This window comes from Magnetospirillum molischianum DSM 120 (assembly GCF_000294655.1).
GTDB lineage: Bacteria > Pseudomonadota > Alphaproteobacteria > Rhodospirillales > Magnetospirillaceae > Phaeospirillum > Phaeospirillum molischianum.
In genome coordinates this window covers 245,603-267,981 of the sequence record NZ_CAHP01000014.1, presented here as the reverse complement: position 1 = coordinate 267,981, position 22,379 = coordinate 245,603, and the positions used below count along the sequence as shown (strand labels likewise).

General features: G+C 62.8%; 19 protein-coding genes. 12 read left to right on the top strand and 7 right to left on the bottom strand.

Translation table 11 applies throughout. The features are described 5' to 3' along the window. Positions 1–88: 88 nt before the first annotated feature. Entirely contained in the window at positions 89–1,081 is a 993-nt protein-coding gene (locus PHAMO_RS05530) for an NAD(P)H-quinone oxidoreductase (protein WP_040566279.1), read from the bottom strand. Between the two features lie 77 nt (positions 1,082–1,158). On the opposite strand from PHAMO_RS05530, the gene PHAMO_RS05525 reads away from it, so the two are divergent. Continuing rightward, entirely contained in the window at positions 1,159–1,344 is a 186-nt protein-coding gene (locus PHAMO_RS05525) for a DUF1192 domain-containing protein (protein WP_002727250.1), read from the top strand. On the opposite strand, the gene PHAMO_RS05520 is transcribed toward PHAMO_RS05525, so the two are convergent. Continuing rightward, positions 1,334–2,464: a sensor histidine kinase gene (locus PHAMO_RS05520; RefSeq protein ID WP_155801557.1), complete on the bottom strand. Its 1,131-nt coding sequence runs from the start codon at positions 2,462–2,464 to the stop codon at positions 1,334–1,336. The two genes, PHAMO_RS05525 and PHAMO_RS05520, sit on opposite strands and share 11 nt — an antisense overlap. Further along, on the bottom strand, positions 2,421–3,146 hold the full coding sequence (locus PHAMO_RS05515; protein ID WP_002727247.1) for a response regulator transcription factor: 726 nt from the start codon (positions 3,144–3,146) through the stop codon (positions 2,421–2,423). The genes PHAMO_RS05520 and PHAMO_RS05515 overlap by 44 nt, the downstream gene beginning before the upstream one ends. 277 nt (positions 3,147–3,423) lie before the next feature. On the opposite strand from PHAMO_RS05515, the gene PHAMO_RS05510 reads away from it, so the two are divergent. Beyond that, the gene (locus tag PHAMO_RS05510) at positions 3,424–5,382 is read left to right on the top strand and encodes an amylo-alpha-1,6-glucosidase (RefSeq protein ID WP_002727245.1); all 1,959 of its coding nucleotides are present in this window, start codon (positions 3,424–3,426) and stop codon (positions 5,380–5,382) included. Between the two features lie 66 nt (positions 5,383–5,448). Here PHAMO_RS05510 and PHAMO_RS05505 read toward each other — a convergent pair whose 3' ends face one another. Beyond that, on the bottom strand, positions 5,449–5,964 hold the full coding sequence (locus PHAMO_RS05505; protein WP_002727243.1) for a hypothetical protein: 516 nt from the start codon (positions 5,962–5,964) through the stop codon (positions 5,449–5,451). 43 nt (positions 5,965–6,007) lie between these two features. Then, positions 6,008–7,012 carry an SPOR domain-containing protein gene (locus PHAMO_RS05500; RefSeq protein WP_002727241.1) on the bottom strand — a complete coding sequence of 335 codons (1,005 nt, stop codon included), beginning with the start codon at positions 7,010–7,012 and terminating at the stop codon, positions 6,008–6,010. Positions 7,013–7,190: 178 nt separating this feature from the next. Between PHAMO_RS05500 and PHAMO_RS05495 the strand changes: the two genes are divergently transcribed. The 9 genes from PHAMO_RS05495 to PHAMO_RS05455 all read left to right on the top strand — a co-directional run bounded on the left by PHAMO_RS05495 (position 7,191) and on the right by PHAMO_RS05455 (position 20,146). Continuing rightward, on the top strand, positions 7,191–7,733 hold the full coding sequence (locus PHAMO_RS05495; protein ID WP_051002371.1) for a cytochrome b: 543 nt from the start codon (positions 7,191–7,193) through the stop codon (positions 7,731–7,733). A gap of 88 nt (positions 7,734–7,821) precedes the next feature. Further along, positions 7,822–8,061: a hypothetical protein gene (locus tag PHAMO_RS05490; RefSeq protein ID WP_002727237.1), complete on the top strand. Its 240-nt coding sequence runs from the start codon at positions 7,822–7,824 to the stop codon at positions 8,059–8,061. A 17-nt stretch (positions 8,062–8,078) separates the two neighbouring features. Continuing rightward, positions 8,079–9,890, top strand: a complete 1,812-nt coding sequence (locus tag PHAMO_RS05485) for an aminopeptidase P family protein (RefSeq protein WP_040566273.1) — start codon at positions 8,079–8,081, stop codon at positions 9,888–9,890. Positions 9,891–9,911: 21 nt separating this feature from the next. Next, positions 9,912–10,541 (top strand): leucyl/phenylalanyl-tRNA--protein transferase, encoded by a 630-nt coding sequence (aat, locus tag PHAMO_RS05480; protein ID WP_002727233.1) that lies wholly within the window; start codon positions 9,912–9,914, stop codon positions 10,539–10,541. 447 nt (positions 10,542–10,988) lie between these two features. Next, positions 10,989–11,513 carry a PAS domain-containing protein gene (locus PHAMO_RS05475; RefSeq protein WP_040566208.1) on the top strand — a complete coding sequence of 175 codons (525 nt, stop codon included), beginning with the start codon at positions 10,989–10,991 and terminating at the stop codon, positions 11,511–11,513. Next, positions 11,488–12,798: a methyl-accepting chemotaxis protein gene (locus tag PHAMO_RS05470; RefSeq protein ID WP_040566207.1), complete on the top strand. Its 1,311-nt coding sequence runs from the start codon at positions 11,488–11,490 to the stop codon at positions 12,796–12,798. Before PHAMO_RS05475 ends, PHAMO_RS05470 begins: the two co-directional genes overlap by 26 nt. 270 nt (positions 12,799–13,068) lie before the next feature. Then, a complete protein-coding gene (gene gltB / locus PHAMO_RS05465) occupies positions 13,069–17,697 on the top strand; it encodes a glutamate synthase large subunit (RefSeq protein WP_002727225.1) in 4,629 nt (1,542 codons plus the stop codon). Position 17,698: 1 nt separating this feature from the next. Then, positions 17,699–19,117 carry a glutamate synthase subunit beta gene (locus PHAMO_RS05460; RefSeq protein ID WP_002727224.1) on the top strand — a complete coding sequence of 473 codons (1,419 nt, stop codon included), beginning with the start codon at positions 17,699–17,701 and terminating at the stop codon, positions 19,115–19,117. Between the two features lie 195 nt (positions 19,118–19,312). Continuing rightward, a complete protein-coding gene (locus tag PHAMO_RS05455; protein ID WP_002727223.1) occupies positions 19,313–20,146 on the top strand; it encodes an MBL fold metallo-hydrolase in 834 nt (277 codons plus the stop codon). A 3-nt stretch (positions 20,147–20,149) separates the two neighbouring features. Here PHAMO_RS05455 and PHAMO_RS05450 read toward each other — a convergent pair whose 3' ends face one another. Together PHAMO_RS05450 and PHAMO_RS05445 are read right to left on the bottom strand one after the other, a co-directional pair. Further along, the gene (locus PHAMO_RS05450) at positions 20,150–20,743 is read right to left on the bottom strand and encodes a TlpA disulfide reductase family protein (RefSeq protein ID WP_002727222.1); all 594 of its coding nucleotides are present in this window, start codon (positions 20,741–20,743) and stop codon (positions 20,150–20,152) included. Beyond that, the gene (locus tag PHAMO_RS05445) at positions 20,733–21,731 is read right to left on the bottom strand and encodes an MDR family oxidoreductase (protein WP_002727220.1); all 999 of its coding nucleotides are present in this window, start codon (positions 21,729–21,731) and stop codon (positions 20,733–20,735) included. Before PHAMO_RS05445 ends, PHAMO_RS05450 begins: the two co-directional genes overlap by 11 nt. Positions 21,732–21,854: 123 nt before the next feature. Between PHAMO_RS05445 and PHAMO_RS05440 the strand changes: the two genes are divergently transcribed. Then, complete coding sequence (locus tag PHAMO_RS05440; protein WP_002727219.1) at positions 21,855–22,328, top strand: hypothetical protein; 474 nt, start codon at positions 21,855–21,857, stop codon at positions 22,326–22,328. Positions 22,329–22,379: the final 51 nt, after the last annotated feature.

Sequence of the window (22,379 nt, the reverse complement as noted above, 5' to 3'; positions counted from 1 at the left end):
ATTCCGGCCGAGCGGATACAACCCGCATCACCGACCGGCGACGATCCGTGGAAATCACATCCTCTTATATGGGTGTTCTTAGCCTGGGTCAAACCGTCAGCACGATCTTTCCTATATGTGTGTTGGCCTCCATCAGGCGATGAGCCTCGGCGGCGTCGGCCAGCGGGAAGGTCGCGTTGATCAGCGGCGCGATCCGACCCTGGTCGAGCAGAGGCCAGACCGTCCGGTGCAGAGCCTCGGCCATTGCCGCTTTACGGTCGTTCGATTGCGGGCGCAGTGTCGATCCGGTCAGGGTGAGGCGCTTCAGCATCACCGGCATCAGATTGACCTCAACGGTTGATCCGCGCAGGAAGGCGATCGACACCAGCCGCCCATCGGGAGCCAGTGCCTTGATATTGCGAGCGACGTACTCGCCGCCGACCATATCGAGGATGACATCGACGCCGCGTCCACCAGTCGCGGCCTTGATCACCTCGACGAAATCCTCGCTTTGATAATCGATGGCGCGGTCGGCTCCCAGACTGGCGCAGGCGCTGGCTTTTTCCGCACCGCCCGCCGTGGCGAAGACGGTGGCCCCCATTGCCTTGGCCAGTTGGATCGCGGTGGTACCGATTCCACCCGCGCCGCCATGGACCAGCAGACTCTCCCCGGCGGCAAGCCGTCCGCGCTCGAATACGTTGTGCCAGACGGTGAAGAGGGTCTCGGGCAGGGCGGCGGCGCGGATGAAGTCGAACCCTTGGGGTAGCGGCAGGCACAACCGGGCATCGACGACGCAATATTCGGCATAGCCGCCGCCGGGGACCAGGGCGCAGACGGCGCTGCCCAGGGCTGGTTCGACAACGCCGGAACCCAACGCGGCGATTGTTCCCGCAACTTCGAGGCCGGGCAGATCCGAGGCACCGGGCGGCGGCGGATAGACTCCCTGGCGCTGGAGGACGTCGGGACGGTTGATTCCAGCGGCGACGACCTTGATCACCACTTCGCCCGCGCCGGGAATCGGCGTCGGCCGGGTGGCGAGGGTCAGCACCTCGGGCGCTCCGGGCCGGGCGATCTCGATACAGGCCATGGTCTCGGGGGTCATCATCAGTCCCTTTGCTATTGTGGCGCGGACCAATCTGGTATGGTCCTGTCAGCAAGGCAAGAGAGGATGAGCGAGAGATGGATCTCGACGAGCTTGACCCCCGCGCCCCCACTCCGACCGCGCCGCGTCCGCTCGACCCGCTTTCGGTTGAGGAATTGACTGTCTATATCACCCGGTTGGAAGCGGAAATCATCCGCGCCCGTCAGGCGATTTCCGCCAAGGAACAGGTCCGGGCTGGGGCCGAGGCTCTGTTCAGAAAATAGTTGGCTGATCGCTTGGCGGTGGGTGCAGTCTGACGGTAAAGCGTGACCCCTGGCCCTGACGGCTCTCGACGCTGATGGTGCCGCCATGCATTTCGACGATCTGGCGGACCATGTGCAGCCCGATCCCCGACCCGGAAACGCCCTGGGTGTTTGACGCACGGTGAAAGCGTTCGAAGATGCCGGGCAGATCCTCTTCGGGGATGCCGATGCCGCGATCGGCAATGGCGATAACGATGTCGCCGCTCTTTCCGTCGCGGCGGGTCGAGACGGTGATCTCCGATCCCTCAGGCGCGTATTTAACGGCATTACCGATCAGGTTGTTGAGCGCCAAGGCGATCAGGCCAGGGTCGCCCCAGACCGCCAGATTTGTTTCCGCCTCTATCTGAAAGCAATGATCGGGGGCGGCGATGCGGTGCTGGGCCAGGGTGACTTCGATCAGCGCGGCCGGGTCGAAGGATTGCTCGTGCATCATCATGATGCCGCTATCGAGCTGTTCGTCGGCCAAGCAGGTGTCGATCAGGCCCAACAAGCGCTGGACGCCACCGCGAATGATCCCCAGCCGGGGCAGGCTGCCGGGGTCGGTCGCGCCCGTCCGAATCTCCAGCATCTGGGCGGCGGAATCGATGATCGCCAGCGGTGTACGGAATTCGTGCGAGACCATCGACAGGAGCTGACGCAATTGCCGTCTGGCTTCGCGTTCGCGCGCCAGAGCGGTCTCGGCCTGTTGCTTCGAGCGGCCCAGTGCTCGAACCATGTCTTGTAATTGCCGGGTGCGCTCGACTACCCGCTGCTCTAACTCGGCATTGAGGGCGGACAGGTCGGCATTCAGCCGGGCGATCGTGGCGATGTCGTGCCACGCCCGCAATGTCCCGGTCAAAGAGGTGGTTTGCTTCCGTGCAGTCGGCTCTGCCTTGCGTTTGTAATCGCCGCGATCATTGCCGACGACGATATCAAGGTCGGGGATATCGCCGGGCTTGCCGGTGCGCAGGATGATGCTGATCGGGTCGATCTCAGCCACCGTGTCGTCGTTGGCACGGGACATCTGGCGCAGGCGGCGGATGCGTTCTTCCATCGGCTCAGGCGTTGCCGATTGCGGCGGCAAAAGCGTAGCCAATGCCATGAACGGACTCGATCGGCAGGGGTTGACCAATCGCTTCGGCCCCCTTGGCGCGCAGGCGGCGAACCATTGAATCGATCGAGCGGTCGGCGGGGTCCCAGCCACGCTTGCCCAGCGCACGGAAAATCTCGTCACGCGATACCGGCTCGCCTGGGCGCGATACCAACAGGGTAACGAACACGCGCTCATTGCCCGTCAGCTTAACCGCACGTCCTTCGGGCGATGCCAGGGTCCAGGTCAGTTGGTCGAAGGTCCAGTCGGTCGTGATGGACGCGCGCGAAACGGCGGGGGCGGTGGGGCGGATCGGTTTTGTCTGGGGCGTCAGCTTCAGGCGGCGGGCGAGGCTACGCACCTGGGCCTCCAACTCGCGCAATTCAACCGGCTTGACCAGATAGACGTCGGCGCCGATCTCCAGCCCGACGACCCGATCGACATTCAGTCCCCGTGCGGTGAGCATGATAATACCGACGTTGGATTTTGCCCGCAGCCGTGCGGCGATCGAAAACCCGCCTTCGCCTGGCAGGTTGATGTCGAGGATCAGGATGTCGATCTGTCCCCGCGCCAGGACTGCGTCGAGTTCCATGCCATCGGCACAGCCTTCGACGTCATGTCCGCAGGTGGTGAGGTACTCAGTAAGATCACCTAGAAGATGAACTTCGTCTTCAACAATCGCGATGCGAGCCATGAGGTTTTGCTTTCCGTCCTTTGGCGTCGTCCCGAGGTTGGCCATCTTTCACATCCACCATACCAATTAACACTGCTATGTGACGAGTAGCTATCGGGATGGTGGTCTTGCTTCGAAAGCATAAGAACCATTCATGCCTTGTTCCGGTGATCGGGACCGATTCGTGCCGCTTCTCAGGCGGCGGGCTTGGCTTCGCCCGCGTGAGCTCGCGGGCACTCTGGACAGCGCGTGTTGGCGGAGTCAGGCTGACGGCATCACCCCACAAGGGAGGTCGCCGATGGATCGCCTTGACTTTTGCCTGTCCGTTGAGGGAGCCGATGGGCTGGACGACCGCGAATGGATGATCGCCAACGGTCTTGCCGGCTATGCTTCTGGGCGTCTCGATGGTAGTGCCGCACGGCGCCACGATGGGCTGTTGGTGGCGGCGTTGCCGGTTTCCGGTCGCACGATTCTGCTCGATCGGATCGAGGAAACCGTGATCCCCGCCGCTGGCGCTTCCGCCTTCGCTCTGTTCGACGCCCTGGTCGAGGTGCGGCTGGAACGGGGAATGCCGGTCTGGCGTTTTGTTCGTGACGGAATCGAACTGGAACGCCGGATCGTGATGCCGTGGCGGCAGAACACGACGTTGCTGTCCTATCGCCTCTTGTCGGGTGGGCCGGATATCGGCCTGGAGATTCGGCCCTGGATGCATTTTCGCGGGAATGACGGCCCCGCCGATCAGCCGCTGTACCCTCCGGTGTTGTCCTGGCACCAGGGCGGGCGGATCGAGGTGACTCAAGGCGCGTTCCCGCCGCTCCGTCTGGCGGTTCGTGCCGCCGCGATGTCGCTGGTCTTGGGTGAGGAAAGAACCGAGGCGGCGTTCTATCCGATCGAGGCCGAGCGCGATTACACCGCGCGCGGCCCAGTGTGGAATCCGGGGCGGTTCATGCTGCGGCTGGGGGACGGTGGCGCGGAACTGATCGCCTCGGCCGAGCCGTGGCCCGCCGCCCTGGCTCAGACCGCGTTGGACGCTCTGGCCGCCGAGAACGGTCGCCGCGACCGGCTGATCGCTCATGCCGTGCCTGCTGTTCGCGATGCGGTGGGGCAGCGGTTGGTGCTGGCCGCCGATGCTTTTCTGTTCGAGCCGCGAGGCCGCTTTGACCTTGCCGCCCGCGCCCTGGCCCAGGGTGACGATGTTCGCAGCGTTATCGCCGGGTATCCGTGGTTCAATGATTGGGGGCGCGACACCATGATCGCGCTCGAAGGCTTGACCCTGGTCACGGGACGCCCAGACGAAGCCCGGCGCATCCTGCGTACCTTTGCCGCCTACGAACGCGACGGATTGATTCCCAATAACATCCCCGATGGCGGGACCGAGGGCGTTTATCACGCCGCCGATGCCAGTTTGTGGTTCTTTCACGCCCTCGACCGTTATCTGGCCGCGACCGGCGATAGCGAGACCTTGGCTCTGATCCTGCCGGTGCTGCGCCGGATCATGGCCGCCCACCGCGCCGGAACCCGCTTTGGCATCGGAGTTGATCCCGCCGACGGGCTGCTGCGTCAAGGGGCCGAAGGCTACATGCTGACCTGGATGGACTCGGCAACGCCACGCCGGGGCAAGGCGGTCGAGATCAACGCCCTGTGGTACAATGCCTTGTTCGTAATGAGCGGCTGGCTCGCCGCCGAGGGCGACGAAACCGGGGCGGCGCAGATCCGCGAGGAGGCCGCACGGGTTCGCGAATCCTTCAATCGCCGCTTCTGGAACCCGGAAACCGGTTTTCTGTTCGATCTGATCGATGGCGAGGATGGTGATGATCCGGCGTGCCGCTGCAACCAGATCCTGGCACTATCGTTGCCGCACCCCGTGCTGGAGTCCGAACGCTGGGCGTCGGTGCTGTCGGTGGTCGAGCGGCGTCTGCTGACTCCATTTGGCTTGCGCTCGCTTGATCCCGCCGCACCCGATTACCGTTCATCCTATGCCGGAGACCTGCATACCCGTGACTTCGCCTATCATCGCGGCACGGTGTGGGCGTGGCTGATCGGTCCCTTCGTCGATGCCTGGCTGAAGGTGCATCCCGGCGACCGTGCCGGAGCGCGTCGGGTGTTGTCCGGTCTGGTCGGGCATCTGGATGAATTTTGTGTCGGCACTATCGCCGAAGTGTTTGACGGCGACTCACCGCACCGGCCGCGAGGCTGTCCGGCTCAGGCGTGGAGTGTCGCGGAAATGCTGCGCGCCTGGGCGAACAGCGCGCCTTAGGGCGGGCGATGAGCACCCGCATTCGCCCCTCTCCCCCCAAGGGAGGGAAAGGGGCGAACCGTCGGTTTAGCGGAACGCCGAGCCGGTCAGGAAACCAGCACCCGCACCAGTGGGGGCGGATTTCCACTGCTCGTCAACGAACGCGTTGAAGGCGTCGGCGTAGGCGTTGTCGTCGCGGATCGGGGTGAACACAATCACGCCCAGGCCGATTGCGAACAGGCCGAGCCCCAGCTTGGTCGCCAGATCGGGGTCAAGCAGGCCGGAGAAGAACGCCACCGCGCCCAGCGCATACAGGATCAGACCGGCGACGTATTTCGACATCGCGGTTCCGGTCATCGAGCACTCGATCCGCAGAGTCTTGCGGGTGGTCCGGTTCAGGATCAGGGCGGCGTTTTCGGCCCCCTTGTGTGAAATCACACAGACCGACTGACCCAGGCGCAATCGGTCGATATTCTTGCTGGCGCGATAGCTGACCGAGCGGCCATCGGCGGTCTTGATGTGGAATATATCGGCATAGAGTCGGTCTACGGTTCCATTGACCGCTTCGTAATCGTCACGCACCTGAGCCTTGTAGTCCGTCATGGTTCCTCTCCCAGATATTCCCGGCCCCTGCCGGGAACAGCATTTAACGATCCTCGAATCCGCTCACCGCGCAGGACTGTCCTCTGGTCCTGAGGGTACGGCATAAAGTTTCGGCCTCGGCGGGCGCAAGCGGCCCAGCCAGCAGCCGGTACGTGGTTCCGAGATCGGGAATGACGGTCTTCACCGCCTTGAAGGACAGGGACGCCAGTTCCGGATTCTCTTTCTTCATCGCCTCTATCGCCTTGTCGGTGGTAGAGGGCGACGCCATCGACAAAAGGTGTACTCCGACCGGCCCTTTGCCGCTAGCGGGAATGGCACCGCCGGGGATGCCCCCCATCTTCTGGCCGGGATCGACCGCCGACGGCTTATGCCGGGGTGTCTTTTTCTGTTGGGGCGTGGTGGGCGGCGGGGACAACTGTGGTGTCGGCGGGGGTGTTATCGCCATGGGTAGGCCCATGAGATCGATTGCCTTGATCTCGCGTTCTTTTTCGTCCGGGCTGACCAGACCGAGAGTCGCCAGGGTTTCGACTCTGGCGCGGCCCAATTGCGCCGCCTCGGCATCGCGGCGGGCGGGGGCGGCGCGCTGCTGGGGCGCAAGCGGCAGCAGCTGGTCGAGCAGCAAATCACGTTCCGCCGCATTGTCCGGAGCGGCGGACGGACCGCCGAGTTGTGCCAGTCGGGTTCCCATCTCGGACAGCGGCAGCGGCTGGTTGAGGCCAGCGGCGGGCGGCGGTTGGTCGAAAGGCAGCAAAGCCCCCAGATTAGCGGCGCGGCGCGGCGCGGCTTCTGACGGCGTGACGATTCCCGCATCGACCAATCCACGCAGAGCCTGGAACCGTTCGGCCTCGGAATCGCCTGCGATGCTGTCCGGGATGTCGAGGGTGAAGGACGGCGCTGTGGGCGGCGGCGGCGGGGCGGCGACCGCTGGGGCTGGCGGCGGGGGCCAGGACGCGCGCGGTGGCGGCTGATTGCGAAGCTGGTCGGAACAGGCGGTCAGGGTCAGCATCGCGACCGCGGACAGAAGAACGCTTGTCCGAACGCTTCGCATCGCCTCGCCCCCCATCCGTTTAAATTGCTCGCTTCAGAGGTTAGGCGTTGGGACGCCAAAGTCAACGCGAACAACGGTCGCCGCCTTACCCGATGGCGAATGCGCCGTGCGATTGCCGCCGGGCAAGGGGGCTGATACCGTGTGCCTCGGATTTGTTGTCACCGGAGAGTTAAGGATAATGTCCAGACAATCGGTTGATCGCTTCGATACGGTCACGATGGCGTTTCATTGGGGGATGGCCCTGGTCATTGTTGCCCTGTGGGGGGCCGGCCATGTCATCGAAGGGATGATCGACGGGCCGCCGCGGAGCGAGTTGATCGGGCTGCATAAGGTGATGGGGGTTGTGATCCTGGCGCTGGTGGTGAGTCGGTTGGCCTGGCGTTTTACCCATCGTCCGCCCCGCTCGCTGCCCAGCACGCCCGCGTTCGAGCGGCTGATGTCGTCGCTGGCTCATGCCGCCCTTTACGTTCTGATGCTGGCGCTTCCCTTGGGCGGAATCCTGATGTCGCAAAGCGGCGGTCATCCCGTCACCGCGCTCGGTTTCGAACTGCCCCTCCTGGTCGGCAAGGATGCGGCACTGCATGAATTGTTCGAGTTCGGTCACCAGTCCCTGGGCTGGGTGCTGGCGCTGGTGCTGCTGGCTCATGTCGGTGCCGCGTTGCGTCATCACTTCGTTCAGAAAGATGCCACTCTGCGGCGGATGTTGCCCGGTCGGGACTGACGCCGCGCCGCACCCGTCTGCCAGCTTTGTCCGGCCGATGATTTATGCTAGCCTGAATCTTTAAGACTCAATTCAAACTTGGGCGACGATGGTCGAGAAAGCTCCGAACAGCATTTTGTCAGGTCTGAGCGGTTCTGTCGCCGGAGTGCGGGAGGTCGCGTCCCGTCGTCCCCGGCCATCGTCTCGGGGAACGACCTCCTCGCTGGGTGGAAATGGGGGGGCAAGTCCCGGCGGTCCGCGCGGGCGGCGGATGCTGTCGCCCGACACGCCACTCGAAAGCTTAGACAACAACGCCGCGCGCGGCACCTATATCGATATTTTGGTGTGACGTTCACCGCCACGAATATGTCGAAGTCCTCCACTGGCGGCGAGCAGCTGGCGGCGTTGCGCGCCGAATTGGCGCGGCGCGACTTGACCGGCTTTGTCGTGCCGCGTGCCGACGAATATCTGGGTGAGTATGTCCCGCCCTCGGCACAACGTCTGGCTTGGCTGACCGGGTTCACCGGCTCGGCCGGTCTAGCCGTGGTGCTGCGGGACAAAGCGGCGGTGTTCAGCGACGGCCGCTATACCCTTCAGGTTCGGGCTGAGATCGATCTGTCTCTGTTCGAGCCGCTTCACTTGCTGGAATTCCCGCCTGCGCGTTGGCTGGCCCGCGTGCTGGTTCCCGGCGACCGGCTGGGGTTCGATCCTCGTCTGCACACCGCCGATCAGGTTGAACCGTTGCGGCGCGCCTGTGCCCGTGCCGGGGCGGAGTTGGTCGCCTGCACCGACAATCCGTTGGATACAGTTTGGGTGGTGGATCGTCCTGCCCCGCCTCGGGTTCCGATTGAAATCCAGCCGCTCTCCCTGGCTGGGCGCGGCTCCGACGACAAGCGGGCCGAGATCGCCGCGGCTTTGCGCAATGACGGTGACGACGCCCTTGTTCTGACCGCGCCCGACTCGATCGCCTGGCTGCTCAATATCCGGGGCGGCGATGTCGCCCATACTCCGGTGCCGCTGTCCTTCGCGATCGTTCATGCCGATTCCTCGGTCGATCTGTTCATCGATCCGGCCAAGCTCACCAATCCGGGGGTGGTCGATCACTTGGGGCCAACGGTGCGAACCGCGCCGCCCGAGGAACTGGACGCGGCGCTGGACCGTCTGGGGGCCGGGGCGCGGCGGGTGCGGATCGATGCGGCCGCCGCCTCCTTTCATGTGGTTGAGCGGCTGAACCGCGCCGGGGCGCAGTTGAATCGTGGTGCCGATCCCTGCCAGATGCCCAAGGCCTGCAAGAACGCGGCGGAAAGCGCGGGTACGCGGGCGGCACATCGCCGCGATGCGGTGGCCATGGTCCGTTTTCTGTCCTGGTTGGACGGGGAAGCGCCATCGGGCCGTGTCGATGAATTATCTGCCGCCGACCGACTCGACCGATTCCGCGCCGAGGGGGCGCTGTATCGCGGGCCGTCCTTCGCCACCATTTCCGGCACAGGGCCGAACGGAGCCATCGTTCATTACCATTCGACTCCGCGAACGAACCGGCGGCTGGCGACGGGAGATTTGTATCTGGTCGATTCCGGCGGGCAATATCTCGACGGAACCACCGACATCACCCGCACCATCGCTATCGGTCCGGCCGGAGCCGAAGAGCGGCGGCGCTTCACTCTGGTGCTGAAGGGCCATATCGCGGTCGCCCGCGCCCGTTTTCCGGTCGGCACCACCGGCAGCCAGCTTGACGTGCTGGCGCGACAGGCGTTGTGGTCCGAGGGGCTGGACTATGATCACGGCACCGGTCACGGCGTCGGCAGCTATCTGTCGGTGCATGAGGGGCCGCAGCGGATTTCCAAGGCAGGCAACAGCATCGCCTTGCAACCGGGGATGATCCTTTCGAATGAGCCGGGCTATTACAAGACCGGGGCTTACGGTATTCGGATCGAGAACCTGCTTCAGGTTGTGACGCTGCCTCTTCCTCCCGAGATCGAGCGCCCGTTGCTGGGGTTCGAGACCTTGACCCTGGTGCCGATCGATCGCGCCCTGATCGAGCCGGGCCTGCTCGACCCCGCCGAGGCCGCGTGGATCGAGGCCTATCACGCCCGTGTGCGGGCCGAGATCGGGCCGCTGCTTGACGGTTCCGCTGCCGCATGGCTCGACGCCGCGACCCGACCGCTTGATTATTGCTAGGGTCTTGGGGAGGTGGTGGTGATGCGGGCCTTGACCGCCGATCTGTTGCTTCATGCCTATGCTGCGGGGATATTTCCGATGGCGCGCAGCGGGCACGATCCCCGGCTGTATTGGGTTGATCCCGAACAGCGCGGAATCTTGCCGCTCGACCAGTTTCATGTCCCGCACCGTTTGCGGCGCACGCTCCGTCAAGGCGGGTTCGAGATCCGCTGCAACAGCGCGTTCGAGGCGGTCATGCGCGCTTGTGGCGAGCCAGCCCCCGATCGCCCGGAGACCTGGATCAACGAGTCGATTATCCGCCTGTTCGTCGAACTGCACGAACGTGGCTTGGCCCATTCCGTCGAGGCGTGGCGGGACGGGCATTTGGTCGGTGGCCTTTACGGGTTGGCCCTGGGGGCGGCGTTCTTTGGCGAAAGTATGTTCTCGCGCCAGACTGATGCTTCGAAAGTGGCGCTGGTGCATCTGGTGGCGCGGCTTAAATCGGGCGGGTTTACCCTGCTTGATACTCAGTTCGTTACCGCGCATCTAAGCCGGTTCGGTGCTGTTGAGATCCCCCGCGAGGAATACCGCTCTCTTCTGTCGGATGCTTTGAATCGTCCGGCCTGGTTCGACCCCTTTTTCTGCCAGGGGTGGGAGTTGGCCCTGGAGTAGTGGTGGTATAATATTTGTAACTTTATCGCTCTATGGGGGCGATTCTGTATGCCTTATCCGCTTTAGGTGCGATATATCCCATAAAAGGTCTGCCATCGTGCAGATTTATTCCACCAATGACTTTGTTTTCTGCGAATGGGGCGATTCTTGCCGCGTGGTTGGCTGAGTCGCCTTCGCACTCGCACATTTATTTCATTTGATTAGGCTTTTATTTGTTCTCTGTTGATTTTTTGAAATATATGCAAGTCAACTTTGCGGCAATTTGTCGTTTGTAAATGAATGTTAATGAATAAAATGAAGAAAAAGACCCTATATAGGGTATTCACCCTATAGCCTGTCGTCTTGGGTAGGGTGCACTATAGACCTGTGACTTTGGTCTTGCATTGCTGGGTTTCGACCTGAGCGAGCGGGTGCTCCGAACTGAGCCGCGGAGGAAGGAATCTTCCCATGCCCAATACGATCCGTCTTACGGGAATAGAAAAGTTCTTCGATGAGGATCAAGTGATTGTTACCAAGACTAATCCGCTTGGTGTTATCACTTATGCAAACAAAACATTTCTTGATGTAAGCGAATATAGGGAAAGAGATGTTATGGGGAAGCCCCATAACATGATAAGACATCCAGATATGCCGCGACTCATGTTCAGTAAATTGTGGTCACGGTTGAAGCGTGGCAGGGAGATGTTTGCCTATGTTCTTAATAGAACGAGTCTTGGCAATCATTACTGGGTTCTTGCTCATGTTACCCCTAGCTTCAATACCGATCAGCAGATTGTTGGATTTCATTCCAATCGCCGGGTTCCCGATCGGGCGGCGCTGAACGAGGTCATTCTGCCGCTCTATCAAAAGCTGAACGATCTGGAGCGTCAGGCTCCCGATCCAGAGAGCGGAATTACGGCAGCCGACGTCTATCTCCGGAAGATGCTTCAGGAAAAGGGGGTCGGCTATGACCAGTTTATCTTCTCTCTATAAAGCGCGTATCGCAGCAATCGGGACGATGTTGATGGCGTTCGCGATTGTGGCGGAGGACGCCTTTTTGGGTGAGCTTTCTCTCTTGTCCCTGTCGATTTCGGCCATGGCCTTTATTCTGTCGGTGACGACATTGTATATGCTTCGGAATGTCCGTCTTGTGCTGATCCGGGCTGCGGCGACGGTCAAAGCGGTCGCGGGCGGTGATTTCGAGGCTCGTCTCGTCGGCATCAATGAGAAGGGGGTTGTCGGTGAGTTATCTGATTCGATCAATGAGTTGATCGACCGAACCGATTCCTTCGTCCGCGAGGCAACCTCGTCGATGGGAGCGGTAAGCCGGGGGAGTTACTACCGCCGTATCGTCGAGCGCGGCATGCTCGGCAGCTTTCTGGTCGGAGCGCGGATGATTAATGCCGCGACCGCCGCAATCGAGCAGAAGGTTCGTAATTTCAGCACCGTCACCCGTAAGTTCGAGGAAACGGTGGGCGAGGTGGTGCGGCTGACCTCGGCCGCTGCCGCCGAATTGCACGCCACCGCCGAGGGGATGCAGCGAACCGCCGCCAGTACGAGTTCTACCGCCGCCACTGTCGCCGCCGCGGCCGAAGAGGCTTCTTGTAACGTCCAGACCGTTGCCGCCGCTGCCGATGAACTGGCGACCGCTGTGCGCGAGATCAGCAGTCAGGTAACCCAATCCTCGGCGATTTCGACCGAGGCTGTGGCTCAGGCCGGGCGGACCAACGATTTGGTGATGGGATTGTCTGAAGCTTCGACCCGGATTGGCGAGGTGATCAATCTTATCACCGACATCGCGGCCCAAACCAACCTTTTGGCCTTGAACGCGACGATCGAAGCGGCGCGGGCGGGCGAAGCGGGGAAGGGGTTTGCCGTCGTCGCGGGCGAGGTCAAGGTTTTGGCCACCCAAACCTCGCGCGCCACCAGCGATATCGGCGCGCAGATTTCGGCGGTGCAGTTGGCAACGGTCAATTCCGCCGAGGCGATCCAGTCGATTGCCACCACCATCGGCAAGGTCGGTGAATACGCTTCGATCATTGCTGCCGCGGTCGAGCAGCAAGGTGCTTCGACCCGCGAGATCGCGCTGAACGTCGAGCGAGCCGCTCTCGGTACCTCCGAGGTCAGCGCCAATGTCCACCGTTTGTCGCAAGGTGCCGAGGAAACCGGCCACGCCGCAGCCAACGTGCTGACTGCCGCCGGGCAATTATCGCGACAATCCGAGCAACTGGGTGGTGCGGTCAGAACCTTTATGACCGAGTTGCGTCAAGTGATCTGAAGCTTTTCCGTTCGAGGTCCCCCCAGACTGACGGCCGGGCGTCAAGCCCGGCCGCTTTTTTGCTCAGATGCCGCCTTGGGACCGGGAACTCGATTCCCTCTGAAGCCGACACTTGGCGAACTCGACGGAATGGCTTATGTAGTCCACTTTGCCCGCTCGCGACGATGCGTTCGGGCAGGGATCGGTCGTGCCCGCGCGATCGACGCTGTGGTGGATAACGCCGACGCACCCCTTGGTTCGTGCGGTGGGGAATAAGGAAGTGAAGTAAAGATGAGCGGATTGCCTGAGGCCCAGGGGCTGTACGACCCGCGCCACGAACACGACGCCTGCGGCGTCGGCTTCATTGCCGACATCAAAAACCGCAAGTCGCACGAGATTATCCGCGACGGGCTTGAGATTCTCGTGAATCTCACTCATCGCGGCGCGGTTGGCGCCGACCCCAAGGCCGGCGACGGCGCCGGCATCCTGATACAACTGCCTGACGCCTTTTTGCGCGCCGAGGCGGCAACGCTCGGAATAAACCTCCCGCCCGAGGGCGCGTATGGTGCCGGCTGCGTCTTCCTGCCCCAGGACGAAGCGCTGCGTCATGCCTGCGAGGCTCATTTCGAGAGCAAGATCAAGGAAGAAGGGCAGGTTCTGCTTGGCTGGCGCGACGTGCCGACCGATTCGTCCCTGCTTGGTGAATCCGTGCTGCCGACTGTTCCGGTGGTCCGCATGGTGTTCATCGGCATGGGGCCTGCAATCGCCGATCAGAACGCGCTGGAACGCAAGCTGTTCGTGATCCGCAAGCTGGTGTTCAACAACGCCCCCGCCGGCTCCGAGCGCGACTTCTACATCCCGTCGCTGTCAACCCGTACCCTGATCTATAAGGGGATGCTGCTGGCCGATCAGGTTGGCTCGTTCTACAAGGATCTGAGCGACGAGCGGATGGTCAGCGCGCTGGCGATGGTCCATCAGCGCTTCTCGACCAACACTTTCCCCAGCTGGCGTCTGGCGCATCCGTTCCGGATGATCAGCCACAACGGCGAAATCAACACCCTGCGCGGCAACCTTAACTGGATGAACGCGCGGCGGCAGACGATGTCGTCAACCATCCTGGGCGACGATCTGGCCAAGCTGTGGCCGCTGATCCCCGAAGGGCAGTCGGATTCCGCCTGCTTCGACAACGCGCTGGAACTGCTGGTGATGGGCGGCTATCCGCTGGCCCACGCCATGATGATGCTGGTTCCCGAAGCGTGGTCGGGCAACCCGCTGATGGACGAGAAGCGTCGCGCTTTCTACGAATATAACGCCGCGCTGATGGAGCCGTGGGACGGCCCGGCGGCGGTGTGCTTCACCGACGGCCGCCAGATTGGCGCGACGTTGGATCGCAACGGCTTGCGTCCGGCCCGCTACATCGAGACCAAGGACGACAAGCTGCTGATGGCGTCGGAGATGGGCGTTCTGCCGATCCCCGAGGAATCCATCCGCCGCAAGTGGCGTCTCCAGCCCGGTAAGATGCTGCTGATCGATCTGGAGCAGGGCCGGATCATCGACGATTCCGAGATCAAGGCCCAGCTTGCTTCCGAGAAGCCCTATGCCGAGTGGCTGGAGCGCTCGCAGATCGTGCTGGAAGACCTCGACATCCCGGTCGAGCCGATCCCCGCTTCGCCCGAGACCCTGCTCGACCGTCAGCAGGCGTTCGGCTACACCCAGGAAGATACCAAGTTCCTGTTGCAGCCGATGGCCACCACCGGCCAGGAAGCGGTCGGCTCGATGGGGACTGACACGCCGATCGCGGTGCTGTCGTCGAAGTCCAAGCTGCTGTTCAACTACTTCAAGCAATGTTTCGCCCAGGTCACCAATCCGCCGATCGATTCGATTCGCGAAGAATCGGTGATGAGCCTGGTGTCGCTGATCGGCCCCCGGCCGAACCTGCTTGGTCTCGGCGATGCCGGGGCGCAGGGCAAGCGGCTTGAGGTGCGCCAGCCGATCCTCAGCAACGAGGACATGGACAAGATCCGCCGGATCGAGGCGTTGCCCGGTTCGGGCTTCCGCAGCGTGACGCTCGATACCACCTGGGCGGCTGAAACCGGTGCCGCCGGGCTGGAGCCCGCACTTGACGCCCTGTGCGCCAAGGCCAAGGCTCTGGTCGAGGAAGGCTACAACATCCTGGTGCTGTCCGATCGCGCGATCGGTCCCGACCGGGTGGCGATGCCGTCCTTGCTGTCGGTCTCGGCGGTGCACCACTTCCTGATCCGCGAGGGTCTGCGCACCCGCGCCGGTCTGGTGCTGGAAACCGGCGAAGCCCGCGAAATCCATCACATGTGCGTGTTGGCCGGGTACGGTGCCGAGGCGATCAACCCCTATCTGGCGTTTGAGACGCTGGAGGCGATGCGCCCGACTCTGTCCGAGCCGGTCAGCGCCTATGAGGTGCAGAAGCGCTATATCAAGGCGTTGGACAAGGCCATCCTCAAGGTGATGGCCAAGATGGGCATCTCGACCTATCAGTCCTATTGCGGCGGTCAGATCTTCGACGCGATCGGCTTGTCCGATGCGTTCGTCGCCAAGTATTTCGCCGGAACCGCCAGCCGGATCGGCGGTATCGGTCTGGCCGAGGTCGCCGAGGAAACGGTGCGCCGTCACCGCGAGGCTTATTCTGACGCGCCGATCTACCGCAACGCCCTCGATGTCGGTGGCGAATACGCGGTTCGGATGCGCGGTGAAGAGCATGTCTGGACCAGCGAGACCATCGGAGCGATGCAGCATGCGGTGCGGGCCAACTCGGCCGACAGCTTCCGCCAGTTCAGCACCATCGTGAACGATCAAAGCCGTCGGCTGTTGTCGCTGCGCGGCCTGTTCGAGATGAAGCCCGCGGGTGCTCCGGTGCCGCTGGACGAGGTTCAGCCCGCCAAGGAAATCGTTAAGCGTTTCGCGACCGGCGCGATGTCGTTCGGTTCGATTTCCTACGAGGCGCACACCACGCTCGCCGTCGCGATGAACCGCATCGGCGGCAAGTCGAACACCGGCGAAGGCGGCGAGGAGCCGGAACGCTTCCTGCCGCTCGCCAATGGCGATTCGATGCGGTCGGCGATCAAGCAGGTGGCTTCGGGCCGGTTCGGCGTTTCCGCCGATTACCTGACCAATGCCGACGATATCCAGATCAAGATGGCCCAGGGCGCGAAGCCCGGCGAGGGCGGGCAGTTGCCCGGCCATAAGGTCAACAAGATCATCGCCAAGGTGCGTCACTCGACTCCCGGCGTCGGCCTGATCAGTCCGCCGCCGCACCATGACATCTATTCGATCGAAGATCTGGCCCAGTTGATCTTCGACCTGAAGAACGTCAATCCCGGCGCGCGGATTTCCGTCAAGCTGGTTTCGGAGATCGGCGTCGGCACCGTTGCCGCTGGCGTTGCTAAAGCCAAGGCCGATCACATCACCATTTCCGGCTTTGACGGCGGCACCGGCGCGTCGCCGCTGACCTCGATCAAGCATGCGGGCAGCCCGTGGGAAATCGGTCTGGCCGAAACCCATCAGACCCTGGTGCTCAACCGTCTTCGTGGCCGCGTCTCGGTCCAGTGCGACGGTGGTTTGCGGACCGGCCGCGACGTCGTTATCGCCGCTCTGCTGGGGGCCGACGAATTCGGCTTTGCTACCGCGCCGCTGATCGCCGCTGGCTGCATCATGATGCGCAAGTGCCATCTCAACACGTGTCCGGTTGGCGTTGCCACTCAGGACCCCGAACTGCGCAAGCGCTTCGTTGGCCAGCCCGAGCACGTCATCAACTATTTCTTCTTCGTCGCTGAGGAAGTGCGCGAGTTGATGGCCAGCCTGGGTGTTCGTAAGCTGGAGGAGTTGACCGGCCGGTCCGATCTGCTCGACACTCGTGCTGCTGTCGATCACTGGAAGGCCAAGGGTCTCGATTTCGCCAAGCTGTTCCATCAGGTTCCCGCCGGTCCCGGCATCGCGACCCGGCATACCGAGACCCAGGAGCACGATATTGTCGATGTGCTCGATCGCAAGCTGATCGCCGAGGCCGAACCGGCTCTGGCGGGGCAGCGTCCGGTCACGATCAAGACGGCGGTGCACAATTATAATCGTAGCGTCGGCGCGATGTTGTCGGGTGCGGTCGCCAAGCGGTTCGGCCATGCCGGTCTGCCCGCGTCGTCCTCGCTCGATATCCGGCTGACCGGCACCGCGGGTCAGAGCTTTGGTGCGTTCCTTGCCAAGGGCGTGTCGCTGGATCTGGAAGGCGAGGCCAACGACTATGTTGGTAAGGGCCTGTCCGGCGGTAAGATCGCGATCTATCCGCCCAAGGTCTCGACCATCGTCGCCGAGGAAAACATCATCGTCGGCAACACTGTCCTGTACGGTGCGATCGAGGGTGAGGCTTATCTCCGTGGCGTCGCCGGTGAACGCTTTGCCGTTCGTAATTCCGGTGCGATTGCGGTGGTCGAAGGCGTCGGCGATCATGGTTGCGAATACATGACCGGCGGGTGCGTCCTCGTGATCGGAGCCACCGGCCGCAACTTCGCTGCCGGCATGTCGGGCGGTGTCGCCTATGTGCTGGACGAGGCCGGTGATTTCGCCAAGCGGTGCAACCTTGCGATGGTCGAGCTGGAGCCGGTCACCGCCGAGGAAGATGTCAACTGCCGGATCGAGGGCCAGTGTGGCGATCTGGAAGGCCACGGGTTGGTCGAGCTGATGCGCGACATGACCCGTGACGATGCCGCCCGTATTCAGGCTTTGTTGCAGAACCATGTGAAGGCTACCGGCAGCGCCCGCGCCCAGGACATTCTGCAGAATTGGGAGAAATTCATGCCCAAATTCGTCAAGGTGATGCCGGTCGATTACCGCAACGCCCTGCTCGAAATGCAAAAGGTCCAGGAAAAGAAGCTGGCCGTGGCGGGGGGACGCTAAGATGGGAAAGCCGACGGGATTTAAGGAATTCGACCGCAAGACCCCCAGCTATCAGCCGGTGGCCGAGCGCGTCCGTCACTATCACGAATTCACCGTGCCGCTGGATCAGGACGAACTGGCCCGGCAGGGGGCTCGCTGCATGGATTGCGGTGTGCCGTTCTGTCATCAGGGCTGCCCGGTCAACAATATCATTCCGGACTGGAACGATCTGGTTTACCGGAACCGCTGGAAGGAAGCGTTGGAGGTTCTCCACTCCACCAACAACTTCCCGGAATTCACCGGGCGGATCTGCCCCGCGCCCTGCGAGGCGTCGTGCACCTTGAACCTCACCGATACCCCGGTGGCGATCAAGACCATCGAGCATGCGATCGTCGAGCGCGGCTTTGCCGAGGGCTGGATCGTTCCCGAGGTGGCGATGCGCCGCTCGGGCAAGAAAGTTGCCGTGGTCGGTGCCGGTCCCTCGGGGCTGGCGGCGGCGCAGCAATTAGCCCGTGCCGGTCATGACGTCGTGCTGTTCGAGAAGAACGCCAAGGTCGGCGGCTTGCTTCGCTATGGCATTCCCGACTTCAAGCTCGACAAGGCGGTGATCGACCGTCGTGTCTGCCAGATGCAGGCCGAGGGTGTCGAGATCCGCACCAACACCCAGGTCGGCCGTGACGTGTCGCCGCAGGATCTGCTCGACGGCTTCGATGCCGTCGTTCTGACTGGTGGCTCGGAAAGCCCGCGCGATCTGCCGGTGCCGGGCCGTGCATTGGGTGGGGTTCACTTCGCGATGGAGTTCCTGACCCAGCAAAACCGCCGTAACGGCGGCGAGCCGGTCGGCGCGCCTGACATCCTTGCCACCGGCAAGAAAGTGGTGGTGATCGGCGGCGGTGATACTGGTGCCGATTGCGTCGGCACCTCGAACCGCCAGGGTGCGGCCTCGGTCACCCAGATCGAGATCATGCCCCGTCCGCCCGAGAAGGAGAACAAGGCGGTCACTTGGCCGAAATGGCCGAACAAGCTGCGTACCTCGTCCTCGCACGACGAAGGATGCGAGCGCCGCTGGTCGGTTTCAACCGTTCGCTTTACCGGAACCGATGGTCGCCTGACCGGGCTGGATTGCACCGAAGTCGATGCGAAGTTCCAGCCGGTACCCGGTACCGAGTTCCATATCGAGGCCGATTTGGTTCTGCTGGCGATGGGCTTTGTCCATCCGGTGCACGAGGGCCTGATCGACGGATTGGCTCTCGACAAGGATCAGCGCGGCAACGTCAAGGCCGATACCGTGGCCTATCAGACCTCCAACCCCAAGGTCTTTGCCGCTGGTGATATGCGGCGCGGCCAGAGTCTGGTGGTCTGGGCGATCCGCGAGGGACGGCAGGCAGCGCGTGCTGTCGATGCCTATCTGATGGGATCGAGTGAGCTGCCGCAGGTCTAATCCAGCGATCTTTCGAAACAAAGGCCCCGCCGTCTCTTAAAGGAGATGGCGGGGCTTTTGTCTTTTTACGAGTTTTTCCCGTTAGATTTGCGTGGAATGGTTACATTTTGGTGGTCATGGATGTGATCCAATCCATTCGGGGCCGGACCGAACCGCGCTAGGCTCTGGGATCTGGCCAGGGCGGAGAAAAGCGCAATGGACGTGCGGGTAACGTTCTGGGGGGTGCGGGGCTGTATTGCCAGCCCGTCACCGGAAAACAGTCTGTATGGCGGCAATACCACCTGCGTCGGACTCACTCTCGGCGGACGGGTCCTGATCTTCGATGGAGGGACCGGCCTGCGGCGGCTGGGTGTCGCAATGCGCCGCGACGGACTGACCGAGGCCCATCTGTTTTTGACCCATTATCATTGGGACCATATTTGTGGAGTTCCGTTCTTCGCCCCCGGTTTCGATCCGTCCTTTTGCCTGCGTATCCACGGGCCGCGCCTCGATGACGGTGCTGGTCCAGCCCTGGCGCTTGACCGGCAAATGCAGCCGCCCGGTTTTCCTGTGCCGTTGTCGCTGATGTCCGGTATCGATTCGATCAACGGGTTCTCAATCGGCACGGTGCTGACGCCGCTGCCGGGAGTGGCTGTGCACACCGCGCCGCTGAACCATCCCGGCGGTGCCTGCGGTTATCGGATCGAGGGGGCGGGGTGGGTCGTCGCTATTATCACCGATACCGAGCATCGTCCTGGCCGCCTCGATCCGGTGGTGCTCGACCTGATGGCCGGGGCCGATCTGGCTGTTTATGACAGCACCTATACCGACGAGATCTTTCCGGCCCGCAGGGGCTGGGGTCATTCGACCTGGCAGGAGGGGATCCGGCTGGCCCGTGCCGCCGGAGTCAAACGGCTGGCTCTGTCCCACCACGACCCCAATCACGATGACCGTACTCTGGACGACATCGCCGCCGCTGCCGCTGCCACCTGGGACGGCGCGTTCGTCGTGCGTGAGGGGACGGAACTCGATCTGAGTGCGATGCGGTGAAACTTACCGCTTTCCTCCGCCGATAGTGGGGGCCATGTCGGGAGAGAGCGGGCGGCCTTCGGCCAGTGCCGCGAGCAGACGGACCGCGCTGGCCCCCTCCCAATCGGCGGCACCGATGACGCGCCCGACTTCATCCCCCTTTCGGTCGATCAGAAGCGTGATCGGCAGCACGCGGGCTCCCAGCGCTTCAGTCAGGATGCGAGGGTCGCCGGTCCGAATCTCCAACGATTGAATGCCGAGACGAGCGAAGGTGGCGCGGCAGGTCGCCACCCCGCCGCGATCGATCGCCAGTGCCACCACTGCCAGCCCGGTGCGGGCCAGCAATGGCTTCATCCGGTCGAGGGCGGGGAGTTCAGCGACACAGGGGGTGCACCAACTCGCCCACAGATTCAGCAACACTGCCTTTCCGCGCAAGGAGTCCAGCCCAACCGATTTGCCGTCACCGTCCTGCATATTAAGTGGTGGCAACGGAATCGGACTGGGGTGGAGAAATAGACCCGCGGTGCTCCCCGCCGCCCAGGAGGACGAAGCGGGGAGGATGGTTCCGGCAAGCAGGCCGCCCAGAACCGCCCGGCGCGACAGGCGATCAGACCGCATGGGGATCGATCACGACGCGCCCACGGACCTGCCCCTTCAGGATGCCGGCGCCGAGGCTGGGCAAGTCGGCCAGATGGGCTTCGGATGTCAATATATCGAGCCGGTCGAGTGGCAACACCTCGGCCAGCCGTGCCCATGCCGTGATTCGGCGCGGTGTCGGACACATGACGGCATCGATGCCGAGCAGGGAGATACCGCGCAGCAGGAACGGCAGCACGTTGCCTTCGAAACGAACCCCGCCGACATTGCCGCAAGCCGCGACCGCCGCCCGTGCCCGCAGCGAGGATAGGACGTGCGACAGGGTGGAGCCGCCAACGCCATCGATGATCCCTGCCCAGCGCTCGGATAGTAGCGGCTTGGTCGGGAGTGTGGCGATCTCGGCGCGGTCGATGATCGTCGTCGCGCCAAGCGAGAGCAGATAGTCACGCTGGCTGGCCCGGCCGGTCGAGGCGGTGACGTTGTAGCCCATCCGCGAGAGGAGCAGAACCGCGATGCTCCCTAATCCTCCGGCCGCTCCGGTGACCAGCACTTCGCCATCGGTCGCGGGTGTCAGACCGGCATCCTCCAGCGCCATCACCGCCAGCATCGCGGTCAGTCCGGCAGTACCGATTGCCATCGCCCGTCGCGGAGTCAGCTTGGCGGGCAGGGGCACCAACCAATCGGCTTTTACCCGTGCCTTTCCGGCATAGCCACCCCAATACAGCTCGCCAACCCGCCAGCCGCCACAGATCACCTTGTCGCCGGGGCGAAAGGCGGGGGAGTCCGATGATTCCACCGTGCCCGCGAAGTCAACGCCGGGAATATGGGGATAGGATTTCACCAGCCGCCCTAAGCCGTTCAGGATCATTCCGTCCTTATAGTTCAGGGTCGAATAGGCAACACGGAGTGTGATCTCGCCGGCGGGAAGATCGTCATCGGTCAGGGCACGGACCGAGGCATGAACCGAGCCATCTTCCTCGTTTAGCATCAAGGCGGGGAACGAACTCATCGAAGTCTCCCTGGAGAAGCCGGATCAGGCATCCTATCACGCCGGATCGGCCTACCCCAGAGAGTGTCGGGGCAGGCTGCGCTGTGGCATAGTGGCTCTCTCGTCCCCCGGATCGGAGCAGCCATGATCCGAGTTCTCGTCTTTGTCCTGCTGATGCTGCCCGTGCTGTCTTCATCGCTTCTGGCGGCACCCAAGCCAAAGCAATGTTTCACCGGCCCCGAACTGACATCCGAGCGGGAGGTACGTCACGGTATCTATCTGCGAGAGGCGGCTCGGCGCTGCCAGGGTCGTTTCCTGCCGGATTCGGTCAAGACCTGGGATACGTTCGAAGAGGCGAACGGTGCCAAGTTCCGCGCCGCCGTGGCTCGCCGCAAAAAGGCGTGGCAGCGCGAGTTTCCCAAAGATTGGCAGGCCAAGCAGAACCACGCCGACGGCAGCATCGTTACGTATGCCCGGAATATTCCGCTGACCGACGGGTTTTGCGAGAATATCGGCGAGTTGCTGACGACGATCTCAAAGCGGGGCTATGGCGGGTTCTCCGCCCAGACCAAGATTATCAAGAACGAGGTGGTGCAGTCCTATAAAGCCTGCCAGTAGGCGACCGTTCTAGCCGTTGCGCAGCAGATCGATCGCGGCGTTAAGCTGACT